The 19,156-nt window shown below is 57.9% G+C and carries 13 protein-coding genes and 3 tRNA genes; 11 read left to right on the top strand and 5 right to left on the bottom strand.

Annotation, left to right across the window (positions count from 1 at the left end; genetic code table 11):
* Positions 1–2: 2 nt before the first annotated feature.
* The 4 genes from BBOMB_RS04650 (at position 3) to BBOMB_RS04635 (ending at position 3,128) form a co-directional block, all read left to right on the top strand.
* Positions 3–75: transfer RNA gene (locus BBOMB_RS04650), tRNA-Glu, on the top strand.
* A 38-nt stretch (positions 76–113) separates the two neighbouring features.
* Positions 114–185: transfer RNA gene (locus BBOMB_RS04645), tRNA-Gln, on the top strand.
* A gap of 246 nt (positions 186–431) precedes the next feature.
* Positions 432–1,523, top strand: a complete 1,092-nt coding sequence (locus BBOMB_RS04640; protein ID WP_044088010.1) for a glycerophosphodiester phosphodiesterase family protein — start codon at positions 432–434, stop codon at positions 1,521–1,523.
* A 54-nt stretch (positions 1,524–1,577) separates the two neighbouring features.
* Positions 1,578–3,128 (top strand): metallophosphoesterase, encoded by a 1,551-nt coding sequence (locus BBOMB_RS04635; protein WP_081867302.1) that lies wholly within the window; start codon positions 1,578–1,580, stop codon positions 3,126–3,128.
* Between the two features lie 139 nt (positions 3,129–3,267).
* On the opposite strand, the gene BBOMB_RS04630 is transcribed toward BBOMB_RS04635, so the two are convergent.
* Positions 3,268–4,011 (bottom strand): IclR family transcriptional regulator, encoded by a 744-nt coding sequence (locus BBOMB_RS04630; protein WP_044088024.1) that lies wholly within the window; start codon positions 4,009–4,011, stop codon positions 3,268–3,270.
* A gap of 506 nt (positions 4,012–4,517) precedes the next feature.
* Between BBOMB_RS04630 and leuC the strand changes: the two genes are divergently transcribed.
* The 6 genes from leuC (at position 4,518) to BBOMB_RS04600 (ending at position 12,971) form a co-directional block, all read left to right on the top strand.
* Positions 4,518–5,921, top strand: coding sequence for a 3-isopropylmalate dehydratase large subunit (gene leuC / locus BBOMB_RS04625; protein ID WP_044088012.1), 1,404 nt, complete (start codon positions 4,518–4,520; stop codon positions 5,919–5,921).
* Between the two features lie 213 nt (positions 5,922–6,134).
* The gene (gene leuD, locus BBOMB_RS04620) at positions 6,135–6,842 is read left to right on the top strand and encodes a 3-isopropylmalate dehydratase small subunit (protein ID WP_044088014.1); all 708 of its coding nucleotides are present in this window, start codon (positions 6,135–6,137) and stop codon (positions 6,840–6,842) included.
* A gap of 289 nt (positions 6,843–7,131) precedes the next feature.
* Positions 7,132–7,413: an Lrp/AsnC ligand binding domain-containing protein gene (locus tag BBOMB_RS04615; protein WP_044088015.1), complete on the top strand. Its 282-nt coding sequence runs from the start codon at positions 7,132–7,134 to the stop codon at positions 7,411–7,413.
* A 595-nt stretch (positions 7,414–8,008) separates the two neighbouring features.
* Positions 8,009–10,588, top strand: coding sequence for a BspA family leucine-rich repeat surface protein (locus BBOMB_RS07615; RefSeq protein WP_052377485.1), 2,580 nt, complete (start codon positions 8,009–8,011; stop codon positions 10,586–10,588).
* A 269-nt stretch (positions 10,589–10,857) separates the two neighbouring features.
* On the top strand, positions 10,858–12,183 hold the full coding sequence (murA, locus tag BBOMB_RS04605; RefSeq protein WP_044086979.1) for a UDP-N-acetylglucosamine 1-carboxyvinyltransferase: 1,326 nt from the start codon (positions 10,858–10,860) through the stop codon (positions 12,181–12,183).
* 215 nt (positions 12,184–12,398) lie between these two features.
* On the top strand, positions 12,399–12,971 hold the full coding sequence (locus tag BBOMB_RS04600) for a DNA-3-methyladenine glycosylase (protein WP_044086980.1): 573 nt from the start codon (positions 12,399–12,401) through the stop codon (positions 12,969–12,971).
* A 217-nt stretch (positions 12,972–13,188) separates the two neighbouring features.
* Here BBOMB_RS04600 and BBOMB_RS04595 read toward each other — a convergent pair whose 3' ends face one another.
* The 4 genes from BBOMB_RS04595 to BBOMB_RS04580 form a co-directional block, all read right to left on the bottom strand.
* Positions 13,189–14,544 carry an MFS transporter gene (locus tag BBOMB_RS04595; RefSeq protein WP_052377483.1) on the bottom strand — a complete coding sequence of 452 codons (1,356 nt, stop codon included), beginning with the start codon at positions 14,542–14,544 and terminating at the stop codon, positions 13,189–13,191.
* Positions 14,545–14,760: 216 nt separating this feature from the next.
* Complete coding sequence (locus BBOMB_RS04590) at positions 14,761–15,543, bottom strand: TetR/AcrR family transcriptional regulator (protein ID WP_052377472.1); 783 nt, start codon at positions 15,541–15,543, stop codon at positions 14,761–14,763.
* Between the two features lie 324 nt (positions 15,544–15,867).
* Positions 15,868–16,725, bottom strand: a complete 858-nt coding sequence (locus BBOMB_RS04585; RefSeq protein ID WP_044086981.1) for an HAD-IIA family hydrolase — start codon at positions 16,723–16,725, stop codon at positions 15,868–15,870.
* A gap of 355 nt (positions 16,726–17,080) precedes the next feature.
* Positions 17,081–17,168 (bottom strand) — tRNA-Ser (locus tag BBOMB_RS04580).
* 721 nt (positions 17,169–17,889) lie between these two features.
* On the opposite strand from BBOMB_RS04580, the gene glf reads away from it, so the two are divergent.
* Complete coding sequence (gene glf / locus BBOMB_RS04575) at positions 17,890–19,041, top strand: UDP-galactopyranose mutase (protein ID WP_044087227.1); 1,152 nt, start codon at positions 17,890–17,892, stop codon at positions 19,039–19,041.
* The last annotated feature ends 115 nt before the right edge of the window (positions 19,042–19,156 follow it).

The raw sequence follows: 19,156 nt of genomic DNA, 5'->3' as shown, positions 1-19,156 counted from the left end.
AAGCCCCCGTCGTCTAGCGGTCTAGGACTACGCCCTCTCACGGCGCCAACACCGGTCCAAATCCGGTCGGGGGTACGAAGTGCTATAGTGTGCAACAGCACTACGGTGCGAATTGGGGTATGGTGTAATTGGCAACACAGGTGATTCTGGTTCATCCATTCTTGGTTCGAGTCCAGGTACCCCAGCTCATGGAAACGTGGTGAGTTTCGGTTCTTAGTTTGTGTAATATAACTATGCCAGTATGGTGCGCTGTTGCATGGTGCAATGTAAACCATCCGCTTCCGTTCAATTACATAGCAGTCGCAATCGTGTTTGTCCTGTTGCAATGGACTCTTGAATCATTTATTGGTGCATCGGTTCAATGAAGTAGCGTTCTCTCGATAAACTGAGTGCCAGTCAGGTAACTTGGCCTCACACAGGAGATGGTTGTTATGGGACTCAAACGATTCATGAAGCGTTCGACCGCACTCGCGGCGACTGGTGCTGGTCTGGCGGCTTGGGCCATGATGCCCAGAAACAAGGAAAGCCGTAGAGTCGCACGTGCATGCGACATGCCCGATGTCTATTATGCCCATCGCGGGTTGCACGATGCCGGTTCAGGTTTGACGAAGGGATATGCGCAGACCAGTGGCGGCTACGTGGCACTCGCCCGTACCTTGGCGGACAAGGCTGGTTTCGGCAGCGCCGACAGTCCTTTCCCCATAGCCCCGGAGAATTCCCTTGCGGCCTTCGCCGCAGCCTGTGAGGCTGGTTATGGCATCGAACTCGACATTCAACTCACCGCCGACGGCGAGGTGGTGGTCGTCCATGATGCCGATCTGAGGCGAGTGGCCGGTGATCCGCGCCGCATCGAAGACCTCACCTACGACGAGCTGCGAAGTATTCCCCTTTTCCCGGACCCGGCCAAGCCCGGTGATTCCAAGGTGAACGTGGAGAAGGAGGCAGGCACGGTTTCGGGCATGGAATCCGAAGGTTCCCATGAAGTCGATTCCTCTAAGGAATCGGCCGATTTCCAAGGTGCCGGAACGTTCCAGCATGTTCCGTTGTTCTCTGAGGTCCTTGATTTGGTGGCAGGCCGGGTGCCTATAATTGTGGAGTACAAGATTCACCATGAGGATTGGTGGACTTATGAGGAGGAGCTGATGGCCAAAGGTGATGCTCTTCTTGAGGCTTACGAAGGGGCGTATGCAATCGAGTCGTTCAACCCCATGGTGCTCCGCTGGTACCGACAGCACAGGCCAGAGGTTTGCCGCGGTCAGCTTGCTGTTGACAGTGATTTCAAGCAGGATCTGAAACAGAGGCGGATGAAGAGGTGGTTTGCCGGTAAGCTGCTGTTCGATTTTGTCGGACGTCCGGATTTCGTGGCTTACGAATGGCATGGTGGCACTCGATTTCAGTTGCGCGCGGCCGGCGAATTCGGTGCCATGCCGGTTTCGTGGACGATTCGCAGTGCGGATGAATTGGCCGAGGCGTCCCGCAGTTTTGACCGCCATATTTTCGAGTCGTTTGTGCCTCAAGACTGACAGGTGTGCTCCGGTTCTTCCCGTGGAAAAGGCAAGGGCTGGTAAAGTGGTGGTATGACTGAAAAACTTCGAGCTGAACAACTGTCTGCAAGGCACGCCGATGATTCCGCATCTTCGCGACCTCGCATTCAGCCCGCTCAAGCGTGGGATACTCGCCCGGTCTCCATCTCCGCCAGGCTTGGCCGTCTTCAGTTCCATGACTCGGGCAAGTTCCGGGTATTGGTGTTCGCTGATGTACAGGACGGGCCGAACCTCAACACGGACACCACGCGCCTTATGGAGGCCTCGCTCGATGCCGCAAGGCCTGATGTCGTCATTTTCACGGGTAACCAGATCGCCGGTTATGACGAGGCCTATGCCGACACTTTTCGCAAGCGTACGTGGACGTCGCAAGGGTGGGCGGTGAGTCCCGCGGCCTTGCGCAAGCGGGCGGATGACCATGACAAGCTGCGTGACAAGGTGCGTGGCTTCATAGCCCAACTCGTGGCCCCGTTGGTTCGACGTGGCATTCCGTGGGCGGTCACGTATGGCAACCATGATTTTCAATGCGGTTTGAGTTGTGCGGAACAGGATGCGATCTACCGTGAATTCCCGGGATGTTTGAATCCAGAGCCAGATACGTCAGGCCTACATGGCACCGGTTTGGGAGCGGGGCTTTCATCGGTGAATGCAAAGCAGGCGGCCAGCGTGGATGAGGCGGACGCCGTTACTGTGGTTAACTGCGAGAACCAGGACAGGAACAATCGCACTCAGGCGGCTGTGGAGGCTTCCGGTGACTCCAATGGCCGGGCATCGTACAATCCGGCAGCTGAGGCATACGCCTTCGGACATCCGCGCAGGCAACCCGGTTCCGGTTTACCTGATCAGCTCATCTATCCTTGTGAGCCGGGTACCTTCGCCCTTCCGGTCAGTGACGTCACCCATTCGCGCACCGTCCTTGGTTTGGTGGTGCTTAATTCCGGTGATTACGGCAAGCTCGGCGGTTATGCCGCTCCCAGCCCGCGTTCCATGGATTTCCTTCGTGTGGTACCTAAGGCGTTTGGGGTGGAGTCTATGGTGTTCCAGCACATCCCCCTTCCCCAGTATTACGACCTTCTCAAGGAGGTGCCGGCGAACGCCGCCCATGCGGTGGAAGGATATCGCACATACGCCGGCCGCACGTTCGTGATTGATGAGGCGAAGACCGATCCAGGAAGCTTCTTGGGCGAGGGGGTCAGCTGCCCCGACATGGATATGGGGGAATTCTCCATTTTGACCGGTGCGCACGCCTACTTCGCGGTGCTTGCCGGGCATGACCATCGCAACCGTTTTGTGGGGCGTTCGGGTGGTCTCACCATGATGGCCACCCCCACCTGCGGGTTCGGCTCATATGGTCCGGCTCCGACCCAACGTGCCTCGCGCTTGCTGGAATTCGATATTCGTCATCCCTATGAGCCTCGTACGCAGCTCTTCGAGTTCGGTGAGTTCGTAGGCAAGCCCAAGGCACATGGAGCGTACACTTTCGACCTCAACGGCGCACGAGACATCGCTCATGAGGGGACGGATTTGCTCCGCAAGCCAAGTTTCATAGCCCAGGTTCTGCGTAAGTTCCATCTGAAGAAGTGAAAATGTATTTTACGAAACTTCACCACGGAGCGTAAGTCCTGTCTCCTTGTGCCGGTGTGGCTACGGCTTCAGTGCCCGACGCTGGTCCTGCGCACGAACCGATGCTTCATGCGGTGAATGGGCCATTGCTGGGCTCACTTCAGCGCCCGGCGCTTGCCTTGCGCAGTGCCTGGCTCAGGTAGCGGCCACCGGCCATGACGTATGGAGCGTAACGCTTGCCGGGGGTCAGCCCCATGCGGCCTGCGGGTCCGGAGATGGAGATGGCGGCGATTACCTGGTTTGATGCGTTGCGAATGGGTGCGGAGACCGAGCAGATGCCCTGTTCGCGCTCGTTTGCCGAGTCGCTCCAGCCGCGGCGGCGTACCGCTGCAAGCGTGGAGGCGGTGAATTTAGCGTGGCGTAGACCCTCGTGCAAGCGTTCGGGTTCTTCCCAAGCGAGCAGTATCTGCGCGGCTGAACCGGCGCGCATGGAAAGCAGCGCGCCCACGGGAATCGAGTCATGCAGCCCACTGGATCTCTCCACGGCGGCGATGCATACGCGCTGGTCCCCTTGCCTCCGGAAGATTTGTGCCGATTCACCGGTTCGTTCGAGCAGGGTCTGCAATACCGGGTTAGCGGCGGTGAGTAGCCTGTCTTCGCCGGCGGCGGTGGCAAGCTCGGCAAACCGTGGGCCCAGCACGAAGCGGCCGTGTACATCCCGTAAGACGAAGCGATGCTTTTCCAAGGCGATGGCCAGGCGGTGCGCGGTGGGGCGTGCCAGTCCGGTGATCTCGACCAGTTGCCCGAGCGTCGCTGGCCCTGATTCCAGTGCATCGATGATTTTGATGGTCTTATCGAGCACGCCTACCCCGGAATGAACTTCGGCCTGCGGAGGATTGAGCATTTCGGGATGGATTTGGAATGAAGTGTCTTCGTCCTTCGCGGCGGCGTTTCCTAACTCGGTGGGTGAATATGATGCTCGCGAATGTAATTCCACTGTCGCTGTGCCGCATTGTCCTGCTGGATGCGACTTTACGGTGCCTGCTGTAGAAGCGTAGATATCGGCATCATGCATACTTAACGAATGTGCAACAGGTTTTGGGTTGGAAGCAATCGTATCTGCCGCAAGCGCCACGGGTGCGTTCGCGTCGCGTGAATCCGCGGATGATGACGATTGTGGGCCGGTCACGGGCAAGGAAGGCACTGAAGAACTCATACGCCAATAGTATACGTTGGGGTGTTTCCATCTCATATCGTGGTGTTTTCTCACATGCTGAAATGGGAATGTCCATATCGAGGGCGGACGCACATACTGCTAAGTACTGGTGATGAAGCGGGCTCCCGCGGGTCCCGATGTGTTGGGGCTTGTCGTAGGGCGGCGGATTCGCCGTATACATTAAAGGAGGACGTATGGCGAGAACATTGGCCGAAAAAGTTTGGGACGACCATGTGGTCAGGCACAGCGAAGGCGATGCGCCTGACCTGCTGTACATCGACCTGATGCTCATGCATGAAGTGACCAGCCCCCAGGCCTTCGAAGGCTTGCGTCTCGCAGGTCGCAAGCCGCGGCATACGAACCTGCTCATAGCTACGGAGGATCATAACACTCCCACGGTTGACATCGACAAGCCCAATCCCGACAAGGTTTCCGCGGTGCAGATATCTACGTTGGAGAAGAATTGCAAGGAATTCGGCGTGCGGCTTCACCCTCTTGGCGACGCGGACCAGGGCATAGTCCATGCGTTCGCGCCCAACCTGGGACTTACGCAGCCTGGTATGACCATCGTCTGCGGCGACTCCCACACTTCGACGCATGGGGCGTTCGGAGCACTGGCGTTCGGCATCGGCACTTCCGAGGTAGAACATGTGATGGCCACGCAGACGCTTTCCATGAAACCGTTCAAAACGATGGCCGTCAATGTGGAAGGCACGTTGCCGGAAGGCGTGACCGCCAAGGACATCATCCTTGCGGTGATCGCCAAGATAGGCATCGGTGGAGGGCAGGGCCATGTCTTCGAGTACCGAGGCTCCGCCATACGCAACCTGTCTATGGACGCCCGCATGACCATCTGCAACATGTCCATCGAGGGCGGCGCTCGCGCCGGGATGATCGCTCCGGACAAAACCACGTATGAGTATCTCAAGGGCCGTCCCCATGCGCCGAAAGGCGAGATGTGGGACAGGGCGGTGGAATACTGGGATACGTTACATACCGACGAGGGTGCGGCATTCGATGCCGAGGTGAACATCGACGCCGACTCGCTTTCACCTTATGTCACCTGGGGCACGAACCCCGGTGAAGGCGTGCCCATCTCTTCCTGCGTTCCCGATCCCTCGGATTATGACGATCCAGCGAAGCGCGAAGCCATCTCGTCGTCGTTGCAGTACATGGGCCTGAAACCAGGCACCCGAATGAAGGACATTCCGGTTGACACCGTGTTCATCGGCTCTTGCACGAACGGTCGCATCGAGGATCTGCGTGCCGCCGCATCCGTCATGAAAGGACGGCATAAGGCGGACTCCATCCATCGGGTGCTTGTGGTCCCGGCCTCTTCGCGTGCACGTTTGCAGGCGGAAGAGGAGGGTCTTGACAAGATTTTCACCGATTTTGGCGCGGAATGGCGCAACGCCGGGTGCTCGATGTGCCTTGGCATGAACACGGACAAGCTGGCACCCGGCGAGCGGTCCATTTCCACATCCAACCGCAACTTCCGAGGGCGCCAAGGGAAGGATTCGCGCACACATCTGGCTTCACCGCTGGTGGCTGCGGCGACCGCCGTCCGCGGTACCATCTCCAGTCCCGCCGATCTGTAGGCCGGGTCCACAGTTCCAGAGGTCCATTCGACAATGGGTTCCGATTCCGCCTGCGCCCTCATGTAAATCGGTATGCACCATGTGAGGCTGATATGTGCGCTGATGCGTAAAGACGATTGGGGTTCGGCAGCGGTTTGCGTAAGTCATGGGGTGGTCTGGCATAGGTGACGAAAACGACGAAAACGATGAAACGAAGAGAATGACGAGGTAATCATGGAAAAATTGACGAAGGTGACCGGTGTGGCGGTGCCTCTTCGACGTTCGAGCGTCGATACGGATCAGATCATACCGGCGGTGTTCCTCAAACGTGTGGCGAAAACCGGGTTCGAGGACGCGCTGTTCTATGCGTGGCGCCGCGACCCGGAGTTCATCCTCAACCAGTCGCGGTATGCCAATCCGCGCGTGCTGGTGGCTGGGCCTGATTTCGGCATTGGCTCTTCACGCGAACATGCCGTCTGGGCGCTTCGCGATTATGGCTTCCGTGTGGTGATCAGCTCGAAGTTCGCCGACATCTTCTATGGGAACACCGCCAAGAACGGCGTGCTTGCGGCCATCATGCCGCAGGAGAGCGTGGAGGAGATCTGGGAGACGTTGGAGGCGAACCCCGGCATGTCGATGAGCGTGGATCTCAAGACTCGCACGGCGACCTGCGGTGAACTTACGTTGCCGTTCCAGGTCGACGATTATACATGCTGGCGGCTTATGAACGGCTTCGACGACATCGACCTGACCCTGCAGCATGAGGCCGACATCACGGCGTATGAGGCCGAGCGCGCCCAACGTTTTCCGTTCAAGCCGGTCACCCTGCCGGTCATGCGCGAACCGGAGCAGCCGGTGTCCTCCGCCCGCCCGGTAGACGACAGTGATTGGCCAGGGCCCATCGATTCGGTCGATGGCGACGTATCGGGTGGTATCGCCTGAGTTCGTGGCCCAAAAGTCTGCATGGGTTTGAGCGTGAATCCTGTTGCGGGTTTTTTCCGGCGCCCATCGCGCGGCTGCGAATGATTCCGGCGTCTCCTGACGAGTTCGAGGAGCATTCGTGTTTCGGTGCCGCAAGCCGGATGCCCTGGTGGTATGTTTATGTCCGGGGTCTCTGGTGCCCGATGTGCTTGCCAAATGGTCCTCAAGTCCCTTATGCAGCATGCTTCCGGTATGATTGTCGGTACAGCGTACAGGAAGTCGTTTCCGTACATGCGTTAAAGGAGCACACATGGCTGATGCGGTTGTTCTGATCACTACAGAATCCAGTGAAATCAATGAGGTCGCGGAAACGATCGCGAATATAGAGGGCGTGGCCCGAGTCTACTCCGTGGCGGCCGCAGGGATCGATCTGGTCGTGCTCGTCTCCACGCCGGATTTCAACCGGTTCTCGGACATCATTCCCGGCAGGATCGCCAAAGTCGAGGGTGTGGTGAGCACGCAGACGCTTATGGCGTTCCGACAATATTCCGCTGCGGATGATGCGGCGGCGTTTGACCTCGGCGCTGACTGAACCCTTGGCTGAAGCCACCATCAGAGCTTTGTCCGGAGCTTTGTGGGGCTGCTTGTGTCAATTCCGTTCCGAAGCTCATGTGCTGGGTTGATTCCACGATGAGGCGTTGCCTCGTGTCCATGTGCGAAGTGGCATACCGTATACCATGAAGATAAGTGTTGTCTATTGGGTTTGTTCCTTGTGTTAAGGATTCGTATCAGTCGGTGCGGGCGATGAAGGAACAAAACAAAATGGTTCATGGTGTGGGAAGCCGTTCTTTCCTGGAAACATGCGAGTTCATCTGGGAGTGGTCGGCTGACCCGGAACCTTGGAATCGTCCGCCCCTCGTTGTTGTGGTTGTTGTGCATGGTGGGTGTGTATATCCGGTGGTTTGAATCCGTCGGGGGTATATTCTGATACTATTGTATGGATGATGTGGTTATGCATGTCCGCGTCGTGTGGTGTACGGTGCCGGCCCGGTGTGGTGGCGTCGGGTACGGCTGCCGTCGGTGTCGGTGTCGGTTCGGCCGTGTGTTCGTATCCGGTGTCGGTGTGTTCGTGGCCCGGTGCGGTTTGACATGTGGTGGTGTCGTTGTGTGAGTGGAGAGGTGTTGTGATGGCTGTTGGTCGTGGTGTGAGGGATTGGATGCGTGCGCTGGTGGGCGTGTCCGGTGTGGTGGCGATGCTTGGTGGCTTGTTTGTTTCGCTGCCGGCTTCGGCGGGTGAGGTTGGTGTTGATGGTGTGGCGTCTGCCCAGGTTTTGGATGGTTCGTCTTCTTCGGACGGCGTGGCCGGTGACGGTGCCGGTGCCTCTGCTGCCAAGGCTCCTGCTGCGGGTGTTTCCGGTTCGCCGGCTGCTCCGGCTGCTGGGCCGCGAGCCCGAAGCGGCATCTCACCACAGGATTATGGGGGTAATACTCTTGATTGTTCTACTGGCAGGCAGACCGGTACCGATTGGTATGCGGATGATGCGGGTGGCGGCAGGTGTGCGGTGCATGTGACCGGCAGGGACGCCCTACAAGGTAATAGCTACGGATACACAGCGAAGTTTGGTGTTTTGGATTTGGATAAGGTGGTTTCGGTTTCGATCGACAATCCGATCCAGTTGGCTCCGCGCGACCATGTCTGGCTGGCTGAACTGCACTATCTGACATCGTTGACGGGCTTGTCGAATCTCAAGAACGCGACGGATCTGAGCTACGCGTTCAAGGGTGATTCCGCTTTGACGTCGTTGGATGTGAGTGGTTTAGATACGAGCCAGGTCACGGACATGCACGAGATGTTCCAGGATATGTCTGGTTTGACGTCGTTGACCGGTCTCAGCTCTCGCACTTGGGATACGAGCCGCGTCACGAACATGTTGGGCATGTTCGATGGTGTGTCTGGTTTGCGGTCGTTGGATTTGAGCCGTTTCGATACAAGCAAGGTCGCGGACATGTCGATCATGTTCCGGGGTGTATCTGATTTGACGTTGGATGTGAGCCGTTTCGATACGAGCAACGTCACGGACATGTCGGGCATGTTCATGAAGTCGTCTGGTTTGCGGTCGTTGGATGTGAGCCATTTTGATACGAGCCGCGTCACGGACATGTCGTGCATGTTCTCTTGGGCGTCTGGTTTGCGGTCGTTGGATCTGAGCCATTTTAATACGAGCAACGTCAAGTACATGCGCGAAATGTTCTCTTGGGCGTCTGGTTTGACGTCGTTGGATGTAAGTGGTTGGGATACGAGCCACGTCACGAACATGGGTGGCATGTTCTCTTGGGAGTCTGGTTTGTCGTCGTTGGATTTGAGTGGTTGGGATACGAGCAACGTCACGGACATGTCGTACATGTTCATGAATGCGTCTGGTTTGCGGTCGTTGGATTTGAGTGGTTGGGATGCGAGCAACGTCTGGGACATGGACGGTATGTTCTGGAGTGCGTCTGGTTTGCGGTCGTTGCGGTTGGGACCTCACACGTATTTCCGTGGTGGGTATTCGGGTCTTTCCGGTCGTTGGACTCAGGTGGATCCTGCTCCTGTTCCGGGGGCGTGTTACGTCAATGGTGGTGACCAGGCCTCCTGCTCGACGACTACCGATCCGGACCAGGGGCTGTTGTTCAGGCCGGCTTCCGGCGGGCCCGGGCAGGTGCGTACCGGTGCGGTCACATACGCGATGGGGAATCTGATCAGGCTTAACTACGTGGACGCGCAGGGCAACCCGCTTGCCGCTGGTGTGGTGAGCGGTCTTGGTCTGCCCTCTTGGCGGGCTGGCGACCCGGGTGACGGGTTCTCGGTCGCTCTTCCGGGTAATGCGGCTTGGAAGTTCACGTCCTGTTCGTCCAATCCGACGGCCTCTCCTGCGGATTCGTGTTCGGGTGCGAGCATGTCGGGTGTGATCGGCTCTCAGGATCGTACGCTGACGGTCACGATGAAGCATGTCACCTCCGGTGGCGGCAATGGTGGCAGTGGGGACAATGGTTCCAACGGCAGTGGTGGAGACAATAACGGTGGTTCCAACAACGGTGGTTCCAACAACAGTGGAAACAACAACAATGGTTCCAACAGTAATGGTGGTAATGCCGGCAACAATGGCAACAATGGTGGTAATGCCGGCAACAATGGCAACAATGGCAACAATGGTGGTGCTGCTGGTGTGGTTCCTGGTGCGGGTGGTGTGCCGGGTCGTCTGTCGGTTCTGGTCGCCCCGGGCGCCCCTGTCTCTGCCCCGGTTCCGGTTCCCTCTGGTGGGTCGGTGTCTCCTCGTTCCGGTGTGCGGCGTAGGGGTCGCTCGCATACTCGTGAGTGTGTGGCGTGGTTGGATGCCGGTGGTGATGGCGTGTTGTCGGATTATGGTCCCAATGGTCGTGTGGTGCCTGGTCAGGTGCGTCAGGTGTCCGATCCGTGTGCCGATCAGCGGTCGGCTGTTATCGGTGGGGCGCGTGGTGTGCGTTATGTGACGTGGCTGCCGTATTTCCTGTCGGGTGCTTTGGTCGGCGGGTTTGCGATGGAGGCGGTGTATCTGTTGTTGCGTCGTCGTATGGATGATGGTGATGCTGGTGACGGGTATGGTCGTGCCGATGGTGATGATGGTCGTTCCCGTGCCGCTGGTGCTGGTTCGGGTCGTCATGCCGGTGTTCAGGTGCCTTTGTCGCGTGATGTGACCATGGCTGGTGTGGCTGGCATGGCACGCCATCGTGCAGTTGTGGGTTATTGACCGGTGTTCCTTGTTCGGGGTGGTCGTCCTTTGTGGGGCGGCCGCCCTTTTTTGCTTGTGCGGGTGTGCTTGTGTGTACGTTGCGGGTGTGGTCTTTTCAGTCCGGCAGCATTCGTACCGCCGTATGCGGCGTGAGGTGGCTACGGCTCCGGATTATTTTACCCGTGGCGCATTTTCGTTTCTGCTCGATGCTGGAGTGTAATCTCTAAAGCAGATTCGTGTATCAGCATGTCATGTCAATGACGTGGCCATGTAAGGAAGAGGTTACGATGGTCGATGAAACTCAAGATGTGTTGCACGTCGAGGGCGGAAAACCGTTGAACGGCGAAATCAAGGTGCGTGGCGCAAAGAATTTCGTGAGCAAGGCCATGGTGGCGGCATTGCTGGCGCCGGGGGTCTCTGTTCTGCGCAATGTGCCTGAAATTCGCGACGTGCGTGTGGTTTCGGATTTGCTACGGTTACATGGTGCCACCGTCAATTTCGACACTCAAGCCGGAACGCTGACCATTGATGCCACGCACGTGAAAATGGCCGATGTGGCCGATGTGGACACGTTGTCGGGTTCTTCGCGTATTCCGATTCTGTTTTCCGGCCCTTTGCTGCATCGCCTGGGTGAGGCTTTCATTCCCCAGCTCGGTGGTTGCAACATCGGTGGTAGACCTATTGATTTTCATTTGGAGACGTTGCGCAAGTTAGGTGCGAACGTCGATAAGGAGCATACGGACGGCATTCATATCACCGCTCCGGATGGATTGCATGGTGCAAAAATCCATCTGCCCTACCCTTCTGTAGGTGCGACTGAGCAGACGCTGCTGGCCGCCGTTCAGGCGGAGGGGAAGACCGAGCTTTCCGGTGCCGCCACCGAACCTGAGATTATGGACCTGGTGGCGGTCCTTCAGAAGATGGGCGCGATCATTTCAGTGGATGTGGACCGCACGTTCCGCATCGAGGGTGTCAAAGAGCTCAAGGGTTTCAGTCATACCGCGCTGACCGACCGCATCGAGGCGGCCAGCTGGGCTTCGGCCGCGCTAGCGACGCGCGGCGATATTTTCGTGCGTGGTGCGACCCAGCCCGAAATGATGACGTTCCTTAACGTGTTCCGTAAGGTCGGCGGGGAGTTCGAGGTCACCGACGAAGGTATACGCTTTTGGCATCCCGGTGGTGATTTGAAGCCTGTGGCGATTGAGACTGACGTGCATCCAGGTTTCATGACTGATTGGCAGCAGCCTCTAGTAGTGGCGCTTACCCAGGCCAAAGGCCTTTCCATCGTGCATGAGACGGTGTACGAGGAGCGCTTCGGCTTCACAAAACCACTCGTGCAGATGGGCGCCACCATCCAGCTCTATCGGGAGTGCCTGGGTAGCCTGCCCTGCCGCTTCCAACAGCGTAACTACAAACATTCCGCCGTCATCTTCGGACCGACACCACTCATGGGGCGTGACATCGACGTCCCTGACCTGAGGGGTGGATTCAGCCATCTGATAGCGGCGCTTGCAGCCAAAGGTCCGAGCAACGTCCAGGGCATCAGTCTTATCGATCGCGGTTATGCGGATTTCCGAGGCAAGCTTACGGCGTTAGGTGCCGACATCGACTGACTCCAGTCCTCATTTCGCGCTGAGGCTGTTGGGGCGTTCTGTTGGGATAGATTGCAGGAGATTCGATTCGAGGGACGACGCAGCAACGGTTCCCTCGAATTTATCGACGGTTCGGTGCCAGCAAGGGTTTGAACCCTCGGGGCTGTGAAGGCCTGCTGCCGTCGGGTGGCCCGTCGGTTACTTCATGTCTATGGATTTTATGATCGGATGGAGCCATGTTCCCTGATTTTCTTGATCGCGATGCGGACACTGCGGCCCGTGGATTGCTTGGTTGCCGGTTGGTGCGCCGATTGAACGGACGGTGCATCTCGGTGCGCATCGTAGAGACCGAAGCATATGACCAGCTTGATCCCGCGAGCCACACGTATCGGGGGATGAGCGAGCGCAACCGGGCCATGTTCGGTCCCGCAGGCCATGCCTACATCTACTTGGTCTATGGTATGCACCTGTGTCTGAACATCACCGCCGGAAGCGACGGCTTCGGGGCCGGCGTGCTGATCAGAGCCGCCGAGCCCGCGGATGATGAAAGTGCGGATGCCATCCTTGCACGTTACAGTGACGGCCGCCCCGTCCGGTTGTGTCTCAACGGACCGGGAAAGCTGACCCGGGCCTTGGGTATCGGGATGGATCTGTATGGGCATGATTTGCAGGAACCTGACCTGCAGTTGGAGACCGGTCGTCTGCTTCCGGGCGAAACCATCCTTGCCACCGCGCGCATCGGCGTCGCCCGCGCCAAGGAGCGTCTCCGGCGGTATATCATCGACGGGAACCTCTACTGTTCCCGATGATACCGCGGCGGCCATAGAGCACCTGAGATTCGGTTGGTCCATGTGACCGCCGCCCGCGTGCCGGTTTGCGGATACGTTAGCCTATGTCTGCGCTGAACCGGATGGAGTGTGCAATCGATGCGAATCGTCTTGCCATGTTCAAGCACGATGCGCACATCGCGTGGCACGGTTCGGCATCCATCGCAGGTGCATCTTGTAACGGACGGCACACATGGGTTCAGGCTGCGACCGCAGCATTCGCCGTGCTTATTCGATCGATGTCACGGTCAAGGGCATGGACGGTCGGCGTAAGGACGATGGCCATGAGACCGAGGCAGATTCCGGTGCCGGTCATGATCACGCTCACGTGCATGTGGTCGAATAGCAGGCCGTACGCCATCTGTCCCAACGGTGCGGCGCATAGGACGAACGTGCTGAAAAGCCCGCCGATCTTGCCCATCATGTCGTCGGGAACGAGCTTGATCATGCTTGGGCCGATCATCACATTGGTGAAATCGATGCAGAGCGTAATGAAGCACAACGAGACGATGTACACCACGAGTTTGCTCCAGTTGTTCACCGGAAGTGCGAATGCCACTGCGATGGGGGCGAAGAACAGCGCCGCTGCGCCGATGGTTAAAGGCATCCGTTTGAGCACCAGCTTCGTGGCCAGCGCAAGGGTGGCGAATGAGCCAAGCAGGGAGACGATGCTCATGATGCCGTCGCTGTAGCCGTACACGTCCGCGCCAAAATGCAGCAGTGTGCGGATGATGAAGGGCATGCCCACGGCGGAGATTCCCGAAAGCAGGAAGTTGAGTGCGGCGATGAGCAGCATGAACCTGATGAGATTCGGGGTATGCGTCAGCAGGCCGAAAGCCCCTTTGATGTCCTGAAGCGGCGTGCCGAGTGATTCCCCGCGTTCCTTGCGGATGTCGGTCAGCCTGATGAAGCATTCGAAGACTGCGGTAGCGAAGAAGCAGATCGCCGTTATCTCGAGCATGTGTCTGATGCCCAGCACGGCGTACAGCGCACCCCCTGCGAACGTGGGGATAATCTGCATGATGGCGTTCAGCTGGCTGGAAACGGCTTGGGCCTGCCGTAGCACGGTCTCGTCGCTGCGCCCGAGCATCTGAGGGATGGCTGCACTCGTGGTGGGGGATTCCATCGCATCGAGCATCGAAAGGACGATGAGCAGCGCCCCGATCGCCACGATGGTGTGCGCCTGCATCGTAGCGAACCCGAGTATGGCGGTCAGGACGACGACGCCGGAGATGGCATCCAGCGCGACCATCATGACCTTGCGGTTCACGCGGTCTGCGATCACGCCCCCGAACGGGCTGAGGATGATGGTCGGTACGATGGAGAGGGAAAGGAGCGTCGAGAAGATGGTGGCGGAGCCGGTCTTGTCAAGCACCCACATGGACAGTGCGAAGCGCAGCATGGTGTTTCCGAACAAGGAGAATCCCTGTCCGGCCATGAGCAGGATGAAATTGGGGCGCAGCAGCGGTGAGCGGCTGTGTGTTCCGGTGCTGGCGGCTTTGTCTTGGTGAAGCGGCGAATTCGTCGGTTCGGGAAGCGGTGTTGGTTCTGTCATGGTACTCTCCTTTGTTTCATACCGACCGAAGGTATGTAAATTATCGAGTGCTTGGCTACGGAAGAATGTTTGTCGAATTTGCTTGGTGTCATCGATGCGAGTGGCATCAGTGTGGGGGTTATATGCTGGTTGTGCGAAACGACGTGGTTTAGGGATGACCTTCCGGTCTTGGCTGGTGGATGGGCGGATAGGGGAGCAAGCGTAAAGTGCCGCGGTTCAGCTTGTGGCGGCTCCGTATGCGTCCGCGCCCGTAGGTTGCTTCGCCTTCTTCGAGGGCTTAGCATCGTCGTTTTCCTCTTTGTGAAGGTCCTTGATGATCGCCTTGATGTTACTTTCGTCCGCATTGCCGGCCGTGTTGCCGAGCTCCGAAATGAAGTCGGCCATGTCGTTCATCAGTTTCACGGTGAATACCGGAACCCCTATGGACTCAAGCATCACGGAGAAGCATTCGAAGCGGTGGCGGGTCTGCTCGCGCGTGCCGTTGAACACCGGCGGCAGGAACCAGAAGTTGAGCATGAGACCCAGCAATTGAGCAGCCTCTTCGGGGTAATCGGTGGTGATCGAGCCGTCCTCCATCCCTTCCCTGATGAGGGGCAGGTAAATCTCCTGCGGAACTTTGCTGCTCCAGTTCCTGACATTGATATAGAAGTTTTCGGGGTCATTGAGCACCGGCGTGAAGGCCTTGAGCTGCTTGAAATGGTGCGTATCGTTGATTTCGCTGCGGATGATCGCCTGGATCTTCTGCAGGCCGTTGAGGTTGTCGCGCTTCCTGATGCTTTCCAGACGGTTTTCGCTGGAGGTGTTGTCGCGGGAGTTGAGTGCGAGCAAAATCTCCAGTTTTGAGTCGAAATGGTGATATATTGCGCCTTTGGATAGGTTTCCAAGCTCGTTTACGATGTCCTGGACAGAGGTGTTGGCATAGCCTTTTGCCGCAAACAGAATCTCCGCGGCGTCGAGGATGCGGGTCCTGGTCTCCTCCGGATGGGTGTTTCTGGACATCGGTTCCTCCTGACTTTGATGTGCCGACGGTATCATTATACATACCGACGGTCGGTATGCTATCGGCGTGTCGCATCGTAAGGACTGCTTTTCAGAAAGAGGCTTCCGGCAGGAACCGCTTGCGTGAAGGGCACGACGGCGTCACGGGGAGGAATCCGAGATAAAGCGGCCGAGGCAAAAGCCGTCGTCGAAGTAGAGGGATACAGCAAGCGCCGAATATGGCCGGTGGCGAGACCCCTTAGATGCCAGTGCGCCGGCGGTCTGCGCATACGCACAAACCGCCGGCACGCCACACAACAAACGTCCCGGACCGGTCGAATCGGTTCAGGCTTTCGCGGAGGAGACCCTCGCGGCGGGGGCCTTGGCGGTCCCCAGCGCGGTCAGGTCCTGTTGGTCGCCGGTCACGTAGGGGATCAGGTCGGAGATGCCGTTGACCACATGTGAAGGACGGAACGGGTACTTATCCACCGACTGGCGTGTCGAGATTCCAGTGAGTACAAGGAAGGTCTCGGTTCCGGCCTCAAGTCCTGCCTTGATGTCGGTGTCCATCCTATCGCCGATCATCGCGGTCTCGGCGCTATGGGCACCCAGATGCTGCATGGCCGTGCGGAAGAAGATGGGATTGGGCTTGCCGATGAAATACGGCTCGAACCCTGAGGCCGACTGAATCATGGCGGCCACCGCACCGGCGGCCAGCAGATCGCCAGAGCTGGACGGCCCGGTGTAGTCGGGGTTGGTGCAGATGAACCTTGCCCCGTGCTGGATGAGCCGCAGTGCGGTGGTGAGGTTTTCAAACGAATAGTTGCGGGTCTCTCCGATGATCACATAATCGGGGTCGCGGTCGGTCAGGATATAGCCGACATCGTGCAGCGCGGTGGTGAGCCCTGCCTCGCCCACGACATACGCGCGCCCGTGGGGGATCTGCTGCGCGACGAAGTTGGCGGTGGCCATGGCGCTCGTCCAGATGTTCTCCTCCGGTATGTTAATTCCTGAGTTATGTAGACGCCAACTCAGGTCGCGCGGGGAATAGATGGGGTTGTTGGTAAGCACTAGGTATGGCACTTTGGCCTTCTTGAGGGCCTCGACGAATTTCACGGCGCCTGGTAGTGCCTCGTTCTCGTGCACTAGGACGCCGTCCATGTCGGTCAGCCAAGCCTTGATCTGTTCTGTATTTTCTTTCATATTACAAGTCTAGCGCATGAGAATGGAAAATGTGGGTCGTGCGGGAAATGAAACGATGAATGAAAAACACGACCGCTGGCGGATTTGTGAATCATTCGATATGGATAATGGCATATCCCGTGGCTGCAAGGGAGTGGACGCCTGCGAGTCGTTGTTTGAACGATTCCCGATCAATGTCGGATTAACCCGTTGTCCCGGGTTGTGTCTTTCGCCAGTGCCCGGCCGGGGATACTAACGTCAGCGTATTCACGGTCGGACAACCATTCAACCTTGATAACTCATGCTTCCGAGACACGGTCTCAAACGTTGTTTTCGGCATGAAAAAGGGCTTCGTACCGAAGTATGAAACCCTTGCTGGCGGAGGATGCGAGATTCGAACTCGCGAGGCTGTTACACCAACACGCTTTCCAAGCGTGCGCCATAGGCCACTAGGCGAATCCTCCACTGTCGCTGGTTGGGGTCACCCACCTCCAACAACCTGTCTAAGATATCATGGGCTGAGGATTTTCGCAATTACCCCGTGTCACACGCTTCCGAAGAGAAGCCACGGGCTTGGGCAGCGCCGCATGGGCGTTTGTTCGGGCTGGATCGATGGCTCCTTTCTGGCCGCTGTGGGCTGGAATACAGGTTTGGGTGAGCCGTGCCGGGACGTTCTTCAGGCGGTAATTCGCCCGCAAGGATGCGGAACTGGAAAGATGCGGCATCGACTTGATGGAAGGTTGGGGGCAAACGATGAACATCCGGCTTCGAAACGATGGCGCGATAGAGCTATAGGCGTGCGGGTGGTGGGATGATGATGGTGGAATCGGTGGAAGGTGATGGTGGGATGGGTCCCTCGACATGTGGTCAGCTCATGCAGGTTCGACCCAGGGGTGCCGGAATATGGGCGAACGGGAACGCGCTTGCCTCCCCGCGCATGGCGTCTTGGCTGAATGGTGTGGATAATGGAGACATCGTTCGAAGGGGCCGTGTCGGAGGTCTGACCCTGGCCGTCGCGACGGTACTTGGTTTTGATGGAAGGAAACGCATATGGCCGATGAAGCGAAATCTGGGGCGCATGATGATGGTTATGAGGTTAGACCGTCTTCAGGGAAGCGTGGTGGCGTGCCTTCGACTCTGCGCAGTCCGGACGAGGAGTCCGCGCTGGCTGTCGATGGTTCGCGGATGCCAGATTTGGTGGTGGTTGGCGCTGGTTTGTTTGGTTTGACTGTGGCTCAGCAGGCGGCCGAGAACGGGCACACGGTCAGGATCATCGACGTGCGCGGACACATCGGCGGGAACGCCTACTCCTATATGGATATGGAAACGGGTGCCGAGATTCACCAGTATGGCGCGCACCTGTTCCACACGTCCAATAAGCGGGTCTGGGATTATGTGAACCGCTTCACGACCTTTACGCATTACGAGCACCGTGTCTACACCACCCACGACGGTGAGGTCTACCCATTGCCCATCAATCTAGGTACCATCAACCAGTTCTTTCATGCTCACTACACACCGGAGCAGGCGCGTCGGCTGGTGGAGGAGCAGGCCGGTGAGCTGGCGGGGACCGACCCGCAGAACCTCAATGACAAAGGCATCCAACTCATCGGTCGTCCGCTCTACGAGGCGTTCATCAAGCATTACACGGCCAAACAATGGCAGACCGCACCGGAGGAGTTGCCTGCAAGCATCATCAAGCGTCTGCCGGTGCGCTTCAATTACGACAACCACTATTTCCAAGACACGTGGGAGGGTCTGCCCACAGACGGCTATACGAACTGGATGGAGCGCATGATCGCAGACCCCAAGATAGAAGTGAGCCTTGGAACCGATTTCTTCGACGAAAGCCAGCCTTGGAACAAGTCCGCACTGGTGGGGCGCGTGCCGGTGGTCTACACGGGGCCGGTGGACCGCTACTTCGATTACGCCTTGGGCGAGCTCAAATGGCGTACCGTCGAGTTCAAGGAACGCCGTTATGACGAGGGCGATCATCTCGGTTGTGCCGTTATGAACTTTGCCGATGCAGATGTGCCGTACACGCGTGCCATCGAATTCAAAAACTTCAACCCTGAGCGGTCGGGGCATCAGAACCCGGGCAAGACCGTGGTCTGGGAGGAATACAGTCGTGCCGCGTCGCGCGGCGACGAGCCGTACTATCCGGTCAACACGGATGCGGACCGGAGACTCTATCAGCACTATGCAGCCAAGGCGCAAGACGAACCACAGGTGGTGTTCGGCGGAAGGCTTGGCACGTACGCTTATTACGACATGCACCAGGTCATCAATTCCGCGCTTATTGCCTATGACAAGCAGGTTGCGCCGTTATTGAGCTGATGTCTGTGTTGCGAATCCGCGCGGCGAGTCGGCCGGCTCATATCATCTTCACAATTGCTTCACATTTCGTACATAATCTTCACCGGTCTTCGCGGCAGTTTCACATAAAAGCTCT

Origin of the sequence: Bifidobacterium bombi DSM 19703, from assembly GCF_000737845.1 — a bacterium.
Lineage (GTDB): Bacteria > Actinomycetota > Actinomycetes > Actinomycetales > Bifidobacteriaceae > Bifidobacterium > Bifidobacterium bombi.
Note: the sequence above shows the minus strand (reverse complement) of the source record. Positions and strands in the feature narration are given on the sequence as shown.

Bases quoted from the DNA above. Each gene is read 5' to 3' on its own strand.
- BBOMB_RS04640 (WP_044088010.1), top strand. From the start codon at position 432: ATGGGACTCAAACGATTCATGAAGCGTTCGACCGCACTCGCGGCGACT.
- BBOMB_RS04635 (WP_081867302.1), top strand. From the start codon at position 1,578: ATGACTGAAAAACTTCGAGCTGAACAACTGTCTGCAAGGCACGCCGAT.
- BBOMB_RS04630 (WP_044088024.1), bottom strand. From the start codon at position 4,011: ATGCTCAATCCTCCGCAGGCCGAAGTTCATTCCGGGGTAGGCGTGCTC.
- leuC (WP_044088012.1), top strand. From the start codon at position 4,518: ATGGCGAGAACATTGGCCGAAAAAGTTTGGGACGACCATGTGGTCAGG.
- leuD (WP_044088014.1), top strand. From the start codon at position 6,135: ATGGAAAAATTGACGAAGGTGACCGGTGTGGCGGTGCCTCTTCGACGT.
- BBOMB_RS04615 (WP_044088015.1), top strand. From the start codon at position 7,132: ATGGCTGATGCGGTTGTTCTGATCACTACAGAATCCAGTGAAATCAAT.
- BBOMB_RS07615 (WP_052377485.1), top strand. From the start codon at position 8,009: ATGGCTGTTGGTCGTGGTGTGAGGGATTGGATGCGTGCGCTGGTGGGC.
- murA (WP_044086979.1), top strand. From the start codon at position 10,858: ATGGTCGATGAAACTCAAGATGTGTTGCACGTCGAGGGCGGAAAACCG.
- BBOMB_RS04600 (WP_044086980.1), top strand. From the start codon at position 12,399: ATGTTCCCTGATTTTCTTGATCGCGATGCGGACACTGCGGCCCGTGGA.
- BBOMB_RS04595 (WP_052377483.1), bottom strand. From the start codon at position 14,544: ATGACAGAACCAACACCGCTTCCCGAACCGACGAATTCGCCGCTTCAC.
- BBOMB_RS04590 (WP_052377472.1), bottom strand. From the start codon at position 15,543: ATGTCCAGAAACACCCATCCGGAGGAGACCAGGACCCGCATCCTCGAC.
- BBOMB_RS04585 (WP_044086981.1), bottom strand. From the start codon at position 16,725: ATGAAAGAAAATACAGAACAGATCAAGGCTTGGCTGACCGACATGGAC.
- glf (WP_044087227.1), top strand. From the start codon at position 17,890: ATGCCAGATTTGGTGGTGGTTGGCGCTGGTTTGTTTGGTTTGACTGTG.